Origin of the sequence: Terribacillus halophilus, assembly GCF_900101385.1 — a bacterium.
In the GTDB taxonomy this organism is placed as follows: Bacteria; Bacillota; Bacilli; order Bacillales; family Amphibacillaceae; genus Terribacillus; species Terribacillus halophilus.
The window spans coordinates 141,639-158,743 of record NZ_FMZB01000007.1 but is presented as its reverse complement, the minus strand read 5'-3'; the positions used below and the strand labels follow the sequence as shown (position 1 = coordinate 158,743).

Sequence of the window (17,105 nt, the reverse complement as noted above, 5' to 3'; positions counted from 1 at the left end):
AGGTTTTTTTCTTAAACATAGCTATGTCAGTTGCAGTGCAGGCTTGAAGTCCTATAGAATTGGGTATAGATCTTTTTTAGGTTATCATGTATTGATGAAGTAATTACCTAGTTGAAAGAGGAGGACTGCCATAACATGATTATAGCCATACTGATGCCATTTCTTATCGCTTTGTGCATCCCATTCATCGCTAAATTCAAATACCGCATACATACCGGCTATGTGGCATTTGCTGCATCGCTATCGATATTCCTTTATTTTCTCACGCTGCTCATCAGCGGCAAAACCGACATACTATACCATTACAGCTGGATACCGTCACTCGGACTGGACTTGACGTTTTATACAGATGGTCTTGCCTTGTTCTTCGCTTTGCTGATCAGCGGGATAGGCGCCCTCGTAGCTTTCTATTCCATTCATTATCTGGACCTGGAAGAAAGGCTGGGTTCTTTCTATGTCTATCTGCTGTTATTCATGGGTGCCATGCTCGGCATTGTAACGTCGGATAATATCTACGCACTTTATACTTTCTGGGAGCTCACCTCTGTATCTTCATTCTTATTGATCAGTTTCTGGTTCAACAGGAAAGCTTCCACGGATGGCGCCCTCAAATCCATGCTGATCACCTTTCTTGGCGGATTTGCTCTACTCGGGGGATTGGCGCTTCTTCACTTGGTAACAGGGTCAGCAAGCATCCGAGAAATATTGACAAAGGGTGACTTGATCCTTGGCAGTGATTGGTTCCCGCTGATTGTCGTGCTGCTGCTGCTTGCTGCCTGTACGAAATCGGCTCAGTTCCCTTTCCATATCTGGCTGCCGGATGCAATGGAAGCTCCGACGCCTGTCAGCGCATATTTGCATTCGGCCACAATGGTCAAAGCCGGACTCTTCTTACTGCTCCGTTTCACCCCTGTATTCCGGGAAAGTGAAGCATTTTTCATCGCTGTCTCTATCATCGGTCTCCTGACTTTATTCTGGGGCTCTTATATGGCAGTCAGACAGACAGATCTCAAGGGAATTCTGGCTTTTTCCACGGTCAGTCAGCTTGGTATGATCATGGCAATGATCGGCTATGGAACCGAAGCAGCCATCTTTGCTGCCATATTCCATATCCTCAATCATGCGACATTCAAGGGCAGCTTATTTATGGCTGTCGGCATCATCGATCATGAAACAGGCACCCGGGATATCCGTAGACTCGGTGGCCTTTGGAAACTCATGCCGATAACCGGTATCATCAGCGTGCTCGCCGCGTTCTCGATGGCTGGTGTTCCACTGCCGATTTTAAATGGCTTTTACAGTAAAGAAGAATTCTTCGCAAGCTCTTGGGACTTGTCAGCTGACCGCGCATTCGGAACTGGTTTTGCTTCCGTACTGGCCGATATCGTTCCATATGCAGCTGTGGCTGGCAGTATCTTTACATTCGTATACAGCATGTATTTCTATTTCCGCACATTTACGGGGAAATCAGAGACAACTGTTGCAAAAAAAGCTCATGACCCGAAATTCGGCATGCTATTATCACCTGTGTTGCTAGTTTCAGGTGTGATACTGATCAGTATTTTTCCAAATTGGTTCAGCCGTCATTTACTGCTGCCAGCGGCGAATGCGGTTTATGGCGAGACAATGGAAGCGCACAGCATCCATTTCTGGCATGGCCTCGTCCCTGCTTTGCTCATGTCTCTTATCGTTGTCATATCAGGGATCCTATTGTATAGCACAAGAAGCTATTGGACGGGACTTTATAAACTACTGCCTGGCAGGCTTTCCGGCAATAACGTCTATTCGGTCATCCTCAATGCCAGTGAAAAACAGACCAAGAAACTCAATGACCATATCGTGAGCGGATCACTGCGCCAGTATAATGCGATCATTATCAGTTTCATCTCGATCTTGACACTGCTGGTTCTATTCGGGACGAACTCGTTCGATCTTTCGAATATGGATACTTCCCCAGTTTCACTGCCGCAGAGCCTGCCTGAACTGGCAGTGGCAGTCATCATGATCGCTGCTGCTTTTGGAAGCACTGTATCCCAGAAAAAGCTGACAGCTGTCATCATCTTGGGGGTAGTTGGATACGGGCTGTCCATCCTGTTTGTTCTGTTCCGGGCTCCTGACCTTGCCTTGACCCAATTGAGCATTGAAACGATTACCGTTGTCCTGTTCCTGTTGTGCTTCCGACATCTGCCGGAATTCAAAAGGGAAAGAAAAGAAAAGCTTTCCAAGAAGATAACCAATATCATCATCGCCTCACTCTGCGGACTGATGATGATGCTTGTCGGATTGGCTGCCTATAGTCAGCGCCTATTCCCTGCCATTTCCGATTACTTTATCGAGAATTCTTATAAACTTGGCGGCGGTGATAATATTGTCAACGTCATCCTTGTCGATTTCCGGGGACTGGATACATTGTTCGAAATCACGGTATTGGCGATTGCTGCTTTGGGAATCTATTCCCTTATCAAATTGCGTCAAAAAGGAGGGGATCGCTAATGGAGATCATCATGATTGTACTTGCCGGCATCCTCTTCGGATTCGCCGTTTATAACATCTTGCAAAAGCGGCTGCTGCGAATCATCATCGGTACTGCCCTGCTGTCCCATGCAGCGCATTTGTTCATCCTGACAATGGGAAAATTAAAACGTGGCGCATCCCCTGTTTTGACGGAGGGAACAGAAAATTATACTGATCCGCTTCCGCAAGCACTGATCCTGACTTCCATCGTCATCAGCTTCGGTGTCACCAGTCTGCTACTCGTGCTTGCTTACCGGACTGTCAAAACGAATGGAACAGATAATATGGAAGAATTAAGAGGTAATAACCATGACTAATTTTGCTATTTTACCGATACTGATCCCGTTCCTCGCTGGCATCCTGCTCGCGTTTACGCATAAACGCATCCTGCTGACCAGACGTTTGGCAATGATGTTTGCACTAATCAACGTGGCTGCAATGACATTCTTGCTCATCCTTGTCCTTACCGAAGGAAGTATCGTCCTGGAAACCGGGAACTGGATGGCACCATACGGCATCATCCTCGTGCTTGATCCGTTGAGTGCATTACTTATCCTGACTACATCCATCATTCTTCTTGCGGCCGTATGGTATGCACCATCTTCCGTGTCTGAGGAACAAGAAAGTTTCTATTTTTACACATTCATCTTTTTATTGGTGACAGGCGTATCTGGTGCCTTTGTAACCGGAGACTTATTCAACTTGTTCGTGTTCTTCGAAGTCCTGCTGATGGCTTCCTATGCCTTGATCACCCATGGAGGAAAAAAAGTACAGCTTCGTGAATCCATCAAGTATGTACTGATCAACCTGTTTTCTTCGATGCTATTCGTTACAGCCATTTCTTACATCTATGCCGTTTTGGGCACTGTAAATATGGCACAGCTGGCAGAACGGGCAGCGGCTGCTGATCAGCTAGGAATCATCACGACAGTTGCCATCCTGCTCTTTTTCGTCTTTGCAACCAAAGGCGCAGCATTCCCGCTCTATTATTGGCTGCCGCGCTCCTACATTGTCCCGAATCCTGTTGTATCAGCTTTATTCGGTGCACTTTTGACCAAGGTAGGCGTATATTCCTTGATTCGCACCTTCACGCTCATTTTCCACCAGCAGCCTGAAATCATGGATCAACTCTTCATCTGGATCGGCAATCTGACCATGCTATTCGGAGTGATCGGTGCTTTGGCTTCTCGAAATATAAAATTGATTGTTGCTTATAATATCATTCCTGCCATTGGTTTCATGCTTGTCGGAATCGGTATTTTCAATAATGACGGGTTGAGCGGCAGCATTTATTATCTCCTGCAGGACATGATTGTAAAGGCAGCGCTCTTCCTGCTGGCAGGCACAATCGCGACTCTGGCGGGTACTTCGGACATATCCAAAATGGGCGGTATGATTCGATCACATCCTGCGCTTGGCTGGATGTTCTTCCTTGCTGGTCTGGTGCTGGCAGGTGTGCCCCCTTTCAGCGGTTTCATCGGCAAGCTGCTTCTTGTACGAGGGGCGTTTGAAAAAGGAGAAACGGCAACAGTCATCATCATGCTGCTGACGAGCTTGCTCATTTTACTTTCCATCGTAAGAGCTTTCATCCAGGTGTTCTGGGGAGAAGGAGAAACGGGTTCAGAACAAAAGCGAAAACATCTTCGTCATCTGATACCTGCTGGATTCCTGATGCTGTTCACTGTTTTTCTCGGTATTGGCGCGGAAGCCATTCTGCCGACAGTCCAGCATATTGCAGACTATCTGCTCAATCCACAAGCGTATATGGAGCTCGTGTTAAAGGAGGGACGTTAGATGGCTTTTCAAATATGTATCAATTTGCTGGTTGCTTTCATGTGGATGTTCCTCGGCGAAACCTACAGCATCGCTGGATTCGTAACTGGTTATATTGTCGGGATTGCCCTGTTATTCCTGCTGCGCCGCTTCCTGAAAGGTCCATTCTATCTAAGGCGTTTATATAAAATCATCGTTTTATTGCTGATTTTTATCAAAGAGCTCATTCTTTCCAATTTTGCGATCACAAAACTCGTTTACGCAAGACGATTGGATATAAATCCCGGCATCTTTACGCTGGAAACGGAATTAGATTCGGATTGGGAGATTACGTTATTGACAACTCTCATCACATTGACGCCTGGTACAGTCACAGTTGCAGTTTCTCCGGATAAGAAACAGCTTTACATCCATGCCATGGATATCGTTGACATGAAGGAAGCAGTGCATTCTATCAAAGATAGCTTTGAAAAACATATTAAGGAGGTGACACGATGAGCTTATCAGAAAGTGGATTCGCTACCATCATCCAAAATGTATCCATCATTTGCCTGATCGCACTGAGTGTCTCCATCCTCTTGCTGATCATCCGGGTAATGAGAGGACCGACGAATGCCGACCGCGCGGTTGCACTCGATGCTATTGGTGTCAATATCATGGCGTTTGCCGCCTTGCTTGCCATCATCCTGATCACACCTAACTTCAATGATATCGTTTTATTGATAGGTATCCTTTTATTCATCGGGACAGTGGCTATCGCAATCTACTTGGAAAAGGGTGATTTGATTGATACAGAAGACGATTGACATCATCCTCGATGTTTTTGTCATTATATTCCTGGCGGGAGGTACATTCGCTATATTTACTGCTTCTGTAGGCATATTGCGTTTTCCTGATATTTACACCAGGCTTCACGCAGCTAGTAAGGGGTCAACACTAGGTGTAACTGGCATCCTCATCGGCGCTTTTATCTTTCATTACACGCAATATGGAATCGTTAGCGGGAAACTTATCCTTGGCTTCTTGTTTATTATGCTGACTGCCCCAGTAGCCAGTCATCTGATCTCGAGAGCAGCTCATCTTCGCGGTGCAAAACCATATGGAACCTTGAAGGATCAGTACCAAGAAGCAATCGATGCAGAAAAACGAAGACAAAAACAACAACAGAAATCAAAGTGAATGCCTGGCGGCATTCACTTTTTCTTTTTCTGCTGGACAGACACGTTCTAAGATTCCGTCACATAAAGTGAGTGTATAGGCAATCTTTGAGAGTGTACAGGAGGTGCAATGAAATGAGTATTATAGGTGCCATCGGACTTCTAGTGAAAGAAGCGATGTTCTTCGTTTCCTACGTCAAGAACCATGCTTTCCCTCAGCCGCTCCCGTCCGACGAAGAAGCATTGCATATCGAAAGGATGCAGCAAGGGGATGAAGTGAGCCGCAACAAGTTGATTGAACATAATCTGCGACTGGTCGCCCATATCGTGAAGAAGTTTGAAAATACCGGTGAAGACGCAGAGGATCTTATTTCCATCGGGACAATCGGACTGATCAAAGGAATTGAAAGTTATTCGAGTGATAAAGGGACAAAACTTGCTACATATGCAGCTAGATGTATCGAAAATGAAATCCTTATGCATCTGCGCGCCTTGAAGAAAACAAAGAAAGATATTTCACTTCATGATCCGATTGGTCAGGATAAAGAAGGCAACGAAATCAGTCTGATTGATATACTTCAAGCAGACAATGAAGATATCATTGAATATATTCAGCTGAATATGGAAGTGGAGAAAATCAAGGAATATATCGATATCCTGGATGGACGTGAAAAAGAAGTGATCATCAGCCGTTATGGACTTAATAACGAAGAAGATATGACACAGCGTGAAATTGCCAAGAAATTAAACATTTCCCGCAGCTATGTTTCCCGTATCGAAAAGCGTGCCCTGATGAAGATCTTCCATGAATATTACCGGCAGCACCGGACATAGAAGGAAGCTGTATGTTAAGGAAAAGGAGGTGTATGCAATCCTACCTTCTTCCAGACACTATCAGCGGCGTACCAGTACCAGCGTGCTTATTGTAGTGGAAGCCAGCTTTGGAGAATATATGGGATTAAAAAAACTCCGGATCTATGCCGGAGTTTTTAGCTTTCCAATTGTTTTTTCCATCGTTCAATTAAAAACCAGATCAGGATGCTAGTTATAACACATCCGCCGGTCATAGCAAACAGGATATCCGCTTTATCTGAAGGTGTCAAATACACATTGATCACCGATCCAAGGTATAAATAACTGCCGAGAATCAGAAGCGCCAATGCGAAACGACGGTAATCTGTGATTCTATCAAGCAGCTGCTGTTGTCTTTTATTCATCTTGTCGCCTCCTCTTCCAAACTAGCAACATTGTAACATAAAAAAAGACAGCAATTACCTGGTAATTGCTGTCATCAGTATTCAGTAGCGTGCAACCATCTTCATGATCATCGTTGCAGCATTGCGGGCAGCTTGATCAAGAAATGCATCGAAGGATACAGAGGACTCTTTGCCTGCTATATCAGATAACGCCCTTACGATGACAAAAGGTGTTCCATAATGATAGGCAACTTGAGCCACTGCCGCTGCTTCCATCTCTGCTGCAAGCATGGCAGGGAACTTTTCTCTGACAAAAGCAACGCGGGCTGGGTCAGACATGAAACTATCGCCTGTGGCGATAAGACCGATTTCTGCTTTCGTATCCGGGAATTGATCGATCACATCCTTAGCGAGCTCAATCAGCTTGCCGTCCGCTTGGAAAGCTGGCGGCATCTGCGGTACTTGCCCATAAGCATAATCAAACGCAGTCACGTCAACGTCATGATGCACGACGGAATCTGATATGACGACATCCCCGACTTCAAGGTTTGCTGCAAAACCTCCAGCTGAACCTGTATTGATGATTGCCTTCGGTGCGTAACGTTCTATCAGCATGGATGTAGCAAGCGCCGCATTCACCTTGCCAATCCCTGATTTTAACAGGACAACCTGCTTATCGGATAATGTTCCTTCCGTAATTTCATAGCCTGCTACAGTGATTTCCCTTTTGTTTGCCATCGTTTCCTTCAATAATACTACTTCTTCATCCATTGCTCCAATAATGCCGATTGTCATTCTGTCTGCTCCTTTAATTCTTGTCGTTTTCTTTTAGAACTTCTACTTTACTTGCCTGCCAGCCTTCACCATCGATCCAGCTTGCAAATACACGGAATGTCTCTTCTGAATCCGGTGCGGAAACCGTTGCAATTACATCATTGCCACCGCTGCCGTTATTTTCGACCCACCAAACCGTCATCGATGTCGAATCCAAACCTACAGCTCCTCCGACAGCCTGCATCATCTCATTCCAGTCCTGGGTACCTTTTTCAAAGGTCGTCGTATGTGATCCAGACTGTTCAGTGCCTACCGGATCCCAATCCTTCGTATATGCTTCCTTCACATTATCATCGGAAGGTTCGGCATCTTGTTTTCCTTCCTTCTCTTTTTCATCATCTTGCTTTTCTTCGTCACTTTCTTCTGTATCTTGTTCGTCACTGCTGGAGTCATTGTTGCCTTGAACTTGTTCTGCGATTGTTTTTTTGCTCTGTCCATCTTCGGCGTTGGTTTGATCATCCATTGTTGGCTTATCGTTTAAAACTGCTACGAGCAGCACGACGACTAAAGCCACACCCGCGATTGTCAGGACGACACTAAGCCACTTCCTCGGTTTTCTGCGTTTGTTTCTATTATTCAATCTGGAATAATCCTGATTATCATTCGCCATGCTCATCCCTCCTCATTGGTCTCTATTATACTATGAACTGAGTTGAAGCCAAAGTCATATCATTGGCTGTTTTCACTTGATGATTTTGTTGAAGCATATCTAATTTTGACATACCGGAAGGATTATGTGCATATATATCTAACTATATAAACAATAAAAGCAGGTGCAACTGCGTTGGTCAGTCATCATGGTTCCTGTGGAAGGAGAGGAAGATAAACATGATGAAAGTGACAAGAATGGATACGAACCTTTGGGGGCACGAATCGTTCGAGTATGTCGGCTACGACAAGGAAGCCGAGATTTTCTCTATCTTCTTACCGGAAGGATGCTGTCTGTCTTTTACCAGTGTGAAAGAACAAGTCGTCTTTTCATTTCTGCTTGCACTCGACAAAGAAAGTTTTATCCTGCAAAAGCTCATACCCTTTTTTCCTTTTGAGAAATCTTCCGGACAATTGATCAGTCAGGTTCCATAAAACAAGCTGCTTCCATATAATTCGGAAGCAGCTTTTGTTTTATGTCTATTCTACTTTAGTAATTTTGACTTGAATATCGCCACCTGGAGTGGAGACGGTCACTTCTTCACCGACTTCATGCCCAATCAAGCTTTTTGCGATCGGGGAATCGTTTGAGATTTTACCTTCAAATGGATCTGCTTCCGCACTTCCGACGATCGTATAGCTCTCTTCTTCCCCATCCGGCAGTTCTATGAAGGTAACCGTTTTACCCATGCCTACCATATCTGGATTATCTGTATCACTTTCAATGATAACAGCATTGCGGATCATATTTTCTGTGGTAGCGATTTTGGATTCGACGAATGCCTGCTCGTCCTTCGCCGCATCATATTCGGAGTTCTCCGACAAGTCACCAAAGCCGCGCGCAATCTTAATGCGCTCGACAACTTCCTGACGACGAGTCGTTTTCAGATACTCCAACTCCTCTTCAAGTTTCGCCAAACCTTCTTTAGTCATGTAATATTGTTTTTCTGTAGCCAATTCAACCACCCCTTGAGCTCTAAAAGATTCTTTCCCTTTGCCTTACTTCTATAGCGTTTTCATGCATATTCCATACTATGGCAGATTCCTGCTGAAAATTCAATACTTAACTGTACAAGTTACGTCGTGCGGCCAGAAAGGATCGTCTCGATTTTAGCAGACATCAAATCGATGGCTACATGGTTTTCGCCGCCCTCTGGTATGATGATATCCGCATATCGCTTTGTTGGTTCGATGAATTGCAAATGCATCGGACGAACGACGTTCACATATTGCTCGATAACGGAATCGATTGTTCGGCCGCGTTCCTTGATATCGCGCAGCAAACGGCGGATGATACGAAGATCGGCATCCGTGTCGACGAATACTTTGATATCCATCATATCCCGAAGCCGTTCGTCTTCAAGGATAAGGATACCTTCCAGAATGATGACGTCTTTTGGTTCCACTGGTATCGTTTCTTCAGAACGTGTATGGATTTTATAATCATAGATCGGTTTTTCGATTGGCTTTTGTTCGCCAAGTGCCTGCAAATGCTGCATAAGCAGTTCATTATCGAAAGCAAAAGGATGATCATAGTTTGTGTTCAGACGCTTCTCGAACGGAAGATGGGATTGATCCTTGTAATACGAGTCCTGTTCGATCACCAAAATCGTCTTATCCGTAAACCGTTTGTAGATGGATGTTGTGACAGAAGTCTTCCCTGAACCCGATCCTCCTGCAACACCGATGATGATAGGTTTCTTTGCCATTATTTCTGCTCCTCTTCCTACTAGGTCATTCATTTCTTCACACTGACGGCTACTCCATCACCCACTGGCAAAATAGTCGTATGGAATGCTTCATGGTCAAATAACCACTCGTTATACTTACGAATCTTCTTCGCAATATTCGCCTTGCGCGGCGTTGCCTCACTGTCATCCGCAACATAGCCTTTAAACAAAACATTATCGCTGACAATTACCCCGCGCTCACTCAGCATCTCGCTATATGCCTCGAAGAAACGCTGATATTGGCCTTTTGCTGCATCGATGAAAACAAAGTCATACGGAGCATGCGCTCGGATCGTCTCTTCCAAGTCGAATGCATCGCCTTTTAAAATCAGGATATCTTCCTCGGCGCCTTGTTCGCGGATATGCGTGACTGCTTGTTCATAACGATTTTCATCCCGCTCGACGGTCACGATGCGTACATCGGATTTCGCATGGCGCATCATGAGCGCGGAATAACCGATTGCTGTACCGATTTCCAATATCTTGCTCGGCTGCTGTAACCGGATAAGCTGCATCAGGAATTGGATACCGAGCGGCTCCATGATCGGAACGCCATCTTCTGCAGCAAGCTCTTCCAGTTTCCTTGCCCATTCCGGTGAAGGCTCGACATGCTCCTCCAAATATTCCATTATTGCTTGTAACATTTCATTTCCTCACTTTACCTGCTTACTCATCCAAGTGCATATGTTTATCGATCAGTTTCTCATGCTCGTCGAATGTCCGTGCATAATAGATTTCCCCATCATCCCCGGCAAGGAAATACAAGTAATCCGAACTATCCGGGTGCACGACTGCTTCCAGTGCATTTTCGGAGAAGTTGCTGATCGGGCCGACAGGAAGCCCTTTGATTCTGTATGTATTGTAAGGGGAATCCACTTCCAAGTCCTTGTAATACACGCGGGGCTTGTGCTCTCCCAATGCATACAGCACAGTGGGATCTGTCTGCAGTCTCATATCATCCGACAGACGGTTATAGAAAATGCCAGCTATCATCTTGCGTTCATCTTCATTCCTTGCCTCATTTTCGACAAGTGAAGCAAACGTAAGTGCCTCGTGTACAGTCAAATCTTTCTGTTTGAATCCATCCAAATAAGGCATGATGATTTGCTGGGACTTGTCCAGCATCAGACGGACAACCTTATCGACCGAAATTTCATCCTTGGATGTAAAGTTATAAGTAGCCGCAAACAAGTATCCTTCAAGCGGATAACGGATATCTTCATTCAAGATATCCTCCGTAAGGATATCAGGGTATTCGCTGATTAATTGTTTGATATAAGTTTCATCTTTCATCTTCTCCAGGAAAGCCTGCTTGTCCATACCCAATGACTCAGACAGGATCACGCTGATCTCCTCGATATCAGATCCTTCCGGAACAGCAGCAGATGCAGACGGGGTATTCCCCGCCTCCGGGTCGTTCAATTCATCAACGACCTGCTGCATGGACATGGATGGGGAGAGCTCGTAATTCCCCGCGCGGAAGTTGGCTTCACCTGAAAACTTCACATACAGCCTGAAAATGAAAGCATTCTTAATCAGACCTTGCTCCTCCAAGGATTGACCGATCGAAGAAGCAGTAGCTCCCATGGGAACTTCGACAACCTGTGTTGTATCATTGTCTGAATCGACAGCTTTCATACTGGCATTCACGTAAATAAAGGTCCCGAGTGCACCAATTAATAGAAGTACGATTATTACGGATATGATCATCAATACTATTTTCCGCACGACGCTTGCTTCCTCCATTCTTCTGTCCCGATTCTGTTGAAAAAGATCATCATTCGAGGCAGTCAAGCTATCTTTCCTCCTTTATCCGCCTTATTATACAATAAACGTCAAGGGGCTCACCACCCACTCGACAATTTATGCGGATAAAGCTGCAAGAAAAAATCCTCTCTGCCTTATCGGAAAGAGAGGACTGCCTATTCCAAGATTAGATGCCGTCTTCCTCATCAGTAAGTGTATTAAGCATTTCTTCAACCATTTCCCATTCTTCCTCTGTTTCGATCTGGAATAATGTCAAATCCTTGTCATCACCTTGTTCTTCATAACGGAAAGCGAATACTTCCACTTCGTCATCTGCATCCGCTTGTTCAGCCGGTACAACTGCGATATAGGAATGTCCAGTTTCATCGACGTCGAAGTTGAACAAAACTTCGAACAAATGCTCCTCCCCGTTTTCATCCGGTATAACGATACGTTCTTTTTCTTCCAATGCCATAATGGCTACACTCCTTATTGTTTCGAATCCAGATAGCCTTGCAGAATCATGACTGCAGCCATCTTATCGATTACTTTCTTGCGTTTTTTCCGGCTGAGATCTGCTTCAAGCAGCACACGTTCAGCTGCCATCGTTGTCAGACGCTCGTCCCAAAGCACGGTTTCAATATCAAACTCTTCTTTGATCCATTGGGAGAAAGCCTGTGATGCTTCCCCCCTCGGACCGATTGTACCATTCATGTTCTTCGGCATGCCAATGACAGCTCTTCCGACATCATGCTGCTGAATAATTTGCTGCAATTCATCCCTGGCTGTCTCATAATCCGTTTCGTTCCAATGGATCGTTGTCAGACCCTGGGCGGTCCAGCCGAGTCCATCACTGATTGCCACACCGATCGTTTTGGATCCGACATCCAATCCAATCGTCTTTAGTATGTCAGTCATGATTTATTCTGTTCCAAATAAAATTTTACCAGTTGTTCCACAATCTCATCCCGCTCCATCCGACGGATCAGATTTCTGGCATCCTTGTGCCGGGGAATATAAGCTGGATCCCCAGACAGCAGATAGCCGACAATCTGATTGATCGGATTGTATCCTTTTTCCCGCAATGCTTCGTATACGGACATTAGTACTTCCCGGACATTCTCGTCCATCGGTTCTTCATTAAAGTTGAATTTCATCGTTTTATCCATCGAACTCAAGTGAAGCCACCTCGCTTAAATTGCCAGTCTTTTTTTACAGTATATACTTTTCTGTCGGATTTGGAAAATCAAAGCTGTTCTTCGACATAAACTGCCGCGTAAGCGAGTGCTTGTGGCACCTGCTCAGGATTCTTACCGCCAGCTTGCGCCATATCCGGGCGTCCGCCTCCGCCACCTCCGCAGCGTTTCGCAGTTTCTTTGATCAGGTTACCAGCATGCAGGCCGCGATCGATCAAGTCCTTGGATACTCCAGCTGCCAGCTGCACCTTTCCTTCAGCTGTTGCTGCCAGAAGGATAACGCCGCTATCTAGCTTCTGTTTCAAATCATCTACCATACCGCGAAGCTGGTTCATGTCTGCAACATCCACTTGCTCTGCCAGAACTTTTACACCCTTCACATCTTTTACATTATCAAGGATATTACCTGCTTCCAGCTGGGACAGTTTGCCGCGCAGGCTGTCGCGTTCCCGCTGTACTTCCTTCAAATCTGCAAACACTGCCTCGATTCTGGAAGGTACTTGTTCGTTTGTTGATTTCAGTTCTGCTGCAGCTTGAGAAAGAATCTGCTGCTGCTGCTGGGTGAATCGGTATGCTTCTTTGGAAGTGACTGCTTCGATACGGCGCGTACCAGCACCAATGCCGCTTTCGGAAACAATCTTGAATAGACCGATTTGGGAAGTGTTCTTGACATGCACCCCGCCGCAAAGTTCCAAACTGTAATCACCGATTTGGACAACACGGACGACATCGCCGTATTTTTCACCGAACAGCGCCATTGCGCCCATTTCCTTCGCATCATTCAAGCTTTGGTAAGACGTGCTGACAGCAAGCTCATCCCAGACTTTTTCGTTGACGATTTCTTCTATCTTTTCCAATTCTTCTTTTGTTACGGCATTGAAATGAGAGAAGTCAAATCGAAGACGATCTGGAGCAACTAATGATCCAGCCTGGTTTACATGTGTGCCCAATACGTCCTTCAGCGCCTGATGCAGCAGATGCGTGGCTGTATGATTTTTGACAATATGCTGACGTCTGCTTGTATCGACTTTCGCATGGACGTTTTCTTTTACTTGAATTTGTCCTTGTTTCACAACTGCTTGATGCAGATTTTGACCTTTTGGTGCTTTTTTGACTGCTTGAACGAATACGGTTGCTGTGTCCGTTGTCACCCAGCCTTCGTCTGCTACTTGTCCGCCGCTTTCTGCATAAAATGGCGTTTCTTCCAGGATGAAGAAGATTTCATCTCCCTCAACGGCTACATCAGCAAGCTGCTTTTCTTTTACGATCGCAAGGATAGTTGTATCTGTTTCTGTACGGTCATAGCCGATAAAGGTACTTTCTGCTTCCACTTCCTGCAGGACACTGTCCTGTACGTGCATACTGTTCACTTTTTGGCGAGCTTCACGGGCACGTTCCCGCTGCTGTTGCATTTCTTCCTCGAAACCTGCTTCATCGATCGTGAAGCCTTCTTCACTGATATATTCCTCTGTCAGCTCTTTCGGGAAGCCATACGTGTCATACAAACGGAATACTTCTGTACCTGGGAAGACATTGCTGCCCTTTTCCTTTTCTTCTGCTACGATTCGATTAAGGATTGTCAGACCATCGGCAAGTGTTTCGTGGAAACGCTCTTCCTCTGTCTGAATGACTGTCTCGATGAACTCACGTTTTTCAAGGATTTGCGGGTAAAAAGCATCCATGATGTCACCAACGACAGGAACGAGTTCCTTCATGAAGGCTTCTTCGATGCCGATATTCTTCGCATAGCGCACAGCCCGGCGGATCAAGCGACGAAGGACATAGCCGCGCCCTTCGTTGGATGGAAGCGCCCCATCACTGATAGCGAAGGAAACAGTTCGGATATGATCGGCAATAACTTTGAATGCCGTATCATCTGCTGCAGTCTCCCCATACGCTTTTTTCGCAAACGTAGCCGTCTTTTCGATGATCGGCATGAAAAGATCTGTTTCGAAGTTCGTTTTTGTATCCTGGATGACACATACCATACGTTCCAGACCCATCCCGGTATCGATGTTCTGTTTCGGAAGTGGTGTGTATGTGTGATCTGGATTATGGTTGAACTGACTGAATACAAGGTTCCAAATTTCCAAGTAGCGTTCGTTCTCACCGCCCGGATAAAGCTCCGGATCAGATGGATCATTGCCGTATTCCTCTCCGCGATCATAGAAAATCTCAGAGTTTGGACCACTTGGACCTTCGCCGATATCCCAGAAGTTTTCTTCTGTACGGATGATCCGCTCCTCTGGCAAACCGACTAGATCACGCCACATCTGATACGCTTCCTCGTCTTCTGGATGAACCGTCACAGATAGACGTTCCGGATCAAATCCAATCCATTTCTTATCAGTCAGGAACTCCCATGCCCATAGGATTGCTTCTTTTTTGAAATAGTCCCCGATCGAGAAGTTCCCGAGCATTTCAAAAAATGTATGATGGCGTGCAGTGAAGCCGACATTCTCAATATCATTTGTCCTGATGCTCTTCTGTGCATTCACGATGCGCGGGTTCTCCGGCACGACCCGTCCATCAAAATATTTCTTCAGTGTTGCAACCCCGCTGTTGATCCATAGCAAGGAAGGATCATCGACCGGGACCAATGAAGCACTTGGCTCGACGCTATGTCCTTTCTCCTTGAAAAAATCGAGGAACTTCTGTCTAACTTCAGCAGACGTTAATTTTTCCATAAAAAAAGCCTCCTTTATTATGTAAACACACAAAAAACTCCCGTGCCTGCCATTTGCAGGGACGAGAGTATGATCGCGGTACCACCCTGATTATAAGCCAAAAACGGCCTATCACCTTTAAGCGCAGATAACGGTGCGCAGCCGATAAGGATTAACTCAGAGCTCCGGTATAGCTTTCCATCACACTTTTATGGAGATTCTTTCAGCCAAGGAATCCCCTCTCTTGATAAAAGGACGTCATGTACTTGTACCTTCATCGCTTTTCGCTATAAATCTAAGCGTTAGTATAGAGAAAAAAGCGGATTTTGTCAAACATCCGTCTCCTTTGCTGTATCCACGCAGGCTTTCAAGATTGTCAGGAGCGGGACAGCAACGATCATACCAATAATACCCCCAAGTTCACCGCCTACGAGCAAGGCGAAAATAATCAGCAGCGGATGGATATGAATGCTTTTGCCGACGATGAAGGGAGAAAGCAGGTTTCCCTCGATCAATTGGATGATAAAAACCGTGATGCCAGCAATCAAGGCTGTTTTCGGACTGATTGTAAGCCCTACTAATATGGCCGGGATCACACCGATGATCGGTCCGAAATAAGGGATGATGTTAGTTGCCCCAACCAATAAAGCAAGTATCAAGGAATACGGCAGCTTAATCATTGTGAATGCAGTCCAAGTCAAAAGGCTGACGATACAGCTGACAAGCAGCACCCCTCGGATGTAGTAACCAAGATTATTATCGATTCGCAGCACCAAGCTTTTCACCTTGGCACGGTAACGGCGCGGAAGGAGCATGAGACCTGCATGGCCGATTTTGTCGGTATCTTTCAGCATGTAAAAAACAATTACAGGTGTAACCACCAAAAAGATGACCACCTGCGGAAGCTTGTTCCATGTTCGGAGTAAATTCTTTAAAAATGCTTCTGCTCGATGTTCCAATCCATGCAGTACTGCATCCATTTGATCATGGACAGTCTCCGGAAGGAATGCGGTCCGCTCATACATGAATTCAACATAATGATCATAACGCTCCATCAGTGCCGGCAGATTATGGCTGAATTCTTTCACCTGATTGATCAGCACCGGGAATCCTTTATACACCAAGAAGCCGGACAGACCAAAGAATAGCGTATATATAATCAAGATCGACAGCCACCTCGGCAGACGCCACTCAGCAAGAAAATCAATCACCGGATGAAGCAAATAGGCAATCAAAGCCGCGATGATGAAGGGCAGGAACAAACCGCCTAGAAATAGCAGGAACGAACGGTAAAATGGGTATAGCTTGATCAGCAGGAAACAGAGCAGCAAGGCGACAACAATCGTCACCATCCATAAGAGGACACGGTAAAGACGGGATGCCTCTTTCATTTCCCTAAAATGATGCGCCGTCGCATTTCCGCTCTTCATCCGTGAACAGATCATCAAGGGAACTCAATGAGCCATCTTCTTCTACTTGGTGCAGGGAAAGCATCTCATCTTTATAAGACAATTCGATAAAACAACCCCAGCAATAATACTGCTCCGGTCCGATCTTTCCGATATCTTTGCTGCTGCAATTCGGACATTTCAACATGTCGGATCACTCCAAATCCTTTTTACATGTTAGAATGTCCAATTATTTC

Annotated in this window: 21 protein-coding genes and 1 other annotated feature; of the genes, 8 read left to right on the top strand and 13 right to left on the bottom strand. The window is 45.5% G+C overall.

Translation table 11 applies throughout. The features are described from left to right. Positions 1 to 135 precede the first annotated feature (135 nt). The 7 genes from mbhE to sigK all read left to right on the top strand — a co-directional run bounded on the left by mbhE (position 136) and on the right by sigK (position 6,278). Positions 136 to 2,493: a hydrogen gas-evolving membrane-bound hydrogenase subunit E gene (gene mbhE, locus BLQ53_RS13195; RefSeq protein WP_093727781.1), complete on the top strand. Its 2,358-nt coding sequence runs from the start codon at positions 136 to 138 to the stop codon at positions 2,491 to 2,493. Beyond that, positions 2,493 to 2,831 (top strand): Na(+)/H(+) antiporter subunit C, encoded by a 339-nt coding sequence (locus BLQ53_RS13190; RefSeq protein WP_093727780.1) that lies wholly within the window; start codon positions 2,493 to 2,495, stop codon positions 2,829 to 2,831. Before mbhE ends, BLQ53_RS13190 begins: the two co-directional genes overlap by 1 nt. After that, entirely contained in the window at positions 2,824 to 4,308 is a 1,485-nt protein-coding gene (locus BLQ53_RS13185; RefSeq protein WP_093727779.1) for a Na+/H+ antiporter subunit D, read from the top strand. Before BLQ53_RS13190 ends, BLQ53_RS13185 begins: the two co-directional genes overlap by 8 nt. Continuing rightward, complete coding sequence (locus tag BLQ53_RS13180) at positions 4,309 to 4,785, top strand: Na+/H+ antiporter subunit E (RefSeq protein WP_093727778.1); 477 nt, start codon at positions 4,309 to 4,311, stop codon at positions 4,783 to 4,785. Then, positions 4,782 to 5,093, top strand: coding sequence for a monovalent cation/H+ antiporter complex subunit F (locus BLQ53_RS13175; protein ID WP_093727777.1), 312 nt, complete (start codon positions 4,782 to 4,784; stop codon positions 5,091 to 5,093). Before BLQ53_RS13180 ends, BLQ53_RS13175 begins: the two co-directional genes overlap by 4 nt. Next, entirely contained in the window at positions 5,074 to 5,466 is a 393-nt protein-coding gene (gene mnhG / locus BLQ53_RS13170) for a monovalent cation/H(+) antiporter subunit G (protein WP_093727776.1), read from the top strand. The genes BLQ53_RS13175 and mnhG overlap by 20 nt, the downstream gene beginning before the upstream one ends. Before the next feature lie 113 nt (positions 5,467 to 5,579). After that, positions 5,580 to 6,278 (top strand): RNA polymerase sporulation sigma factor SigK, encoded by a 699-nt coding sequence (gene sigK / locus BLQ53_RS13165; RefSeq protein WP_093727775.1) that lies wholly within the window; start codon positions 5,580 to 5,582, stop codon positions 6,276 to 6,278. Positions 6,279 to 6,433: 155 nt separating this feature from the next. On the opposite strand, the gene BLQ53_RS13160 is transcribed toward sigK, so the two are convergent. The 3 genes from BLQ53_RS13160 to BLQ53_RS13150 form a co-directional block, all read right to left on the bottom strand. Next, complete coding sequence (locus BLQ53_RS13160; RefSeq protein ID WP_093727774.1) at positions 6,434 to 6,661, bottom strand: YrhC family protein; 228 nt, start codon at positions 6,659 to 6,661, stop codon at positions 6,434 to 6,436. An 81-nt stretch (positions 6,662 to 6,742) separates the two neighbouring features. Next, positions 6,743 to 7,435, bottom strand: a complete 693-nt coding sequence (mtnN, locus tag BLQ53_RS13155; RefSeq protein WP_093727773.1) for a 5'-methylthioadenosine/S-adenosylhomocysteine nucleosidase — start codon at positions 7,433 to 7,435, stop codon at positions 6,743 to 6,745. A 13-nt stretch (positions 7,436 to 7,448) separates the two neighbouring features. Continuing rightward, positions 7,449 to 8,084, bottom strand: coding sequence for a YrrS family protein (locus tag BLQ53_RS13150; protein WP_170829695.1), 636 nt, complete (start codon positions 8,082 to 8,084; stop codon positions 7,449 to 7,451). Positions 8,085 to 8,302: 218 nt separating this feature from the next. Here BLQ53_RS13150 and BLQ53_RS13145 point away from each other — a divergent pair, with 218 nt between their 5' ends. After that, complete coding sequence (locus tag BLQ53_RS13145; RefSeq protein WP_093727771.1) at positions 8,303 to 8,557, top strand: hypothetical protein; 255 nt, start codon at positions 8,303 to 8,305, stop codon at positions 8,555 to 8,557. A 45-nt stretch (positions 8,558 to 8,602) separates the two neighbouring features. Here the strand turns inward: BLQ53_RS13145 and greA are convergent, their stop codons facing one another. The 10 genes from greA to BLQ53_RS13095 form a co-directional block, all read right to left on the bottom strand. Further along, a complete protein-coding gene (greA, locus tag BLQ53_RS13140) occupies positions 8,603 to 9,079 on the bottom strand; it encodes a transcription elongation factor GreA (protein WP_093727770.1) in 477 nt (158 codons plus the stop codon). Positions 9,080 to 9,198: 119 nt separating this feature from the next. Then, positions 9,199 to 9,831 carry a uridine kinase gene (udk, locus tag BLQ53_RS13135; RefSeq protein WP_093727769.1) on the bottom strand — a complete coding sequence of 211 codons (633 nt, stop codon included), beginning with the start codon at positions 9,829 to 9,831 and terminating at the stop codon, positions 9,199 to 9,201. A 29-nt stretch (positions 9,832 to 9,860) separates the two neighbouring features. Further along, entirely contained in the window at positions 9,861 to 10,496 is a 636-nt protein-coding gene (locus BLQ53_RS13130; RefSeq protein WP_093727768.1) for an O-methyltransferase, read from the bottom strand. A 22-nt stretch (positions 10,497 to 10,518) separates the two neighbouring features. Then, positions 10,519 to 11,646, bottom strand: coding sequence for an endolytic transglycosylase MltG (mltG, locus tag BLQ53_RS13125; RefSeq protein ID WP_244499347.1), 1,128 nt, complete (start codon positions 11,644 to 11,646; stop codon positions 10,519 to 10,521). 139 nt (positions 11,647 to 11,785) lie between these two features. Beyond that, complete coding sequence (locus BLQ53_RS13120; protein WP_093727767.1) at positions 11,786 to 12,073, bottom strand: DUF1292 domain-containing protein; 288 nt, start codon at positions 12,071 to 12,073, stop codon at positions 11,786 to 11,788. Positions 12,074 to 12,087: 14 nt separating this feature from the next. Beyond that, on the bottom strand, positions 12,088 to 12,516 hold the full coding sequence (gene ruvX / locus BLQ53_RS13115) for a Holliday junction resolvase RuvX (protein WP_093727766.1): 429 nt from the start codon (positions 12,514 to 12,516) through the stop codon (positions 12,088 to 12,090). Beyond that, positions 12,513 to 12,776, bottom strand: a complete 264-nt coding sequence (locus BLQ53_RS13110; protein ID WP_139180880.1) for an IreB family regulatory phosphoprotein — start codon at positions 12,774 to 12,776, stop codon at positions 12,513 to 12,515. Before BLQ53_RS13110 ends, ruvX begins: the two co-directional genes overlap by 4 nt. 68 nt (positions 12,777 to 12,844) lie before the next feature. After that, entirely contained in the window at positions 12,845 to 15,481 is a 2,637-nt protein-coding gene (alaS, locus tag BLQ53_RS13105; protein ID WP_093727765.1) for an alanine--tRNA ligase, read from the bottom strand. Positions 15,482 to 15,535: 54 nt separating this feature from the next. After that, positions 15,536 to 15,747, bottom strand: a binding site (T-box leader). Between the two features lie 42 nt (positions 15,748 to 15,789). Continuing rightward, positions 15,790 to 16,890, bottom strand: coding sequence for an AI-2E family transporter (locus BLQ53_RS13100; RefSeq protein WP_170829694.1), 1,101 nt, complete (start codon positions 16,888 to 16,890; stop codon positions 15,790 to 15,792). Next, positions 16,856 to 17,056: a hypothetical protein gene (locus BLQ53_RS13095; protein ID WP_093727763.1), complete on the bottom strand. Its 201-nt coding sequence runs from the start codon at positions 17,054 to 17,056 to the stop codon at positions 16,856 to 16,858. Before BLQ53_RS13095 ends, BLQ53_RS13100 begins: the two co-directional genes overlap by 35 nt. Between the last annotated feature and the right edge of the window lie 49 nt (positions 17,057 to 17,105).

What these genes read in the sequence shown, in the direction of transcription:
- mbhE (WP_093727781.1), top strand. Translation starts at nt 136, where the DNA reads ATGATTATAGCCATACTGATGCCATTTCTTATCGCTTTGTGCATCCCA.
- udk (WP_093727769.1), bottom strand. Translation starts at nt 9,831, where the DNA reads ATGGCAAAGAAACCTATCATCATCGGTGTTGCAGGAGGATCGGGTTCA.
- BLQ53_RS13120 (WP_093727767.1), bottom strand. Translation starts at nt 12,073, where the DNA reads ATGGCATTGGAAGAAAAAGAACGTATCGTTATACCGGATGAAAACGGG.
- mtnN (WP_093727773.1), bottom strand. Translation starts at nt 7,435, where the DNA reads ATGACAATCGGCATTATTGGAGCAATGGATGAAGAAGTAGTATTATTG.
- BLQ53_RS13185 (WP_093727779.1), top strand. Translation starts at nt 2,824, where the DNA reads ATGACTAATTTTGCTATTTTACCGATACTGATCCCGTTCCTCGCTGGC.
- sigK (WP_093727775.1), top strand. Translation starts at nt 5,580, where the DNA reads ATGAGTATTATAGGTGCCATCGGACTTCTAGTGAAAGAAGCGATGTTC.
- BLQ53_RS13180 (WP_093727778.1), top strand. Translation starts at nt 4,309, where the DNA reads ATGGCTTTTCAAATATGTATCAATTTGCTGGTTGCTTTCATGTGGATG.
- ruvX (WP_093727766.1), bottom strand. Translation starts at nt 12,516, where the DNA reads ATGACTGACATACTAAAGACGATTGGATTGGATGTCGGATCCAAAACG.
- alaS (WP_093727765.1), bottom strand. Translation starts at nt 15,481, where the DNA reads ATGGAAAAATTAACGTCTGCTGAAGTTAGACAGAAGTTCCTCGATTTT.
- BLQ53_RS13190 (WP_093727780.1), top strand. Translation starts at nt 2,493, where the DNA reads ATGGAGATCATCATGATTGTACTTGCCGGCATCCTCTTCGGATTCGCC.
- BLQ53_RS13100 (WP_170829694.1), bottom strand. Translation starts at nt 16,890, where the DNA reads ATGAAGAGCGGAAATGCGACGGCGCATCATTTTAGGGAAATGAAAGAG.
- BLQ53_RS13095 (WP_093727763.1), bottom strand. Translation starts at nt 17,056, where the DNA reads ATGTTGAAATGTCCGAATTGCAGCAGCAAAGATATCGGAAAGATCGGA.
- BLQ53_RS13130 (WP_093727768.1), bottom strand. Translation starts at nt 10,496, where the DNA reads ATGTTACAAGCAATAATGGAATATTTGGAGGAGCATGTCGAGCCTTCA.
- BLQ53_RS13150 (WP_170829695.1), bottom strand. Translation starts at nt 8,084, where the DNA reads ATGGCGAATGATAATCAGGATTATTCCAGATTGAATAATAGAAACAAA.
- BLQ53_RS13175 (WP_093727777.1), top strand. Translation starts at nt 4,782, where the DNA reads ATGAGCTTATCAGAAAGTGGATTCGCTACCATCATCCAAAATGTATCC.
- BLQ53_RS13160 (WP_093727774.1), bottom strand. Translation starts at nt 6,661, where the DNA reads ATGAATAAAAGACAACAGCAGCTGCTTGATAGAATCACAGATTACCGT.
- BLQ53_RS13145 (WP_093727771.1), top strand. Translation starts at nt 8,303, where the DNA reads ATGATGAAAGTGACAAGAATGGATACGAACCTTTGGGGGCACGAATCG.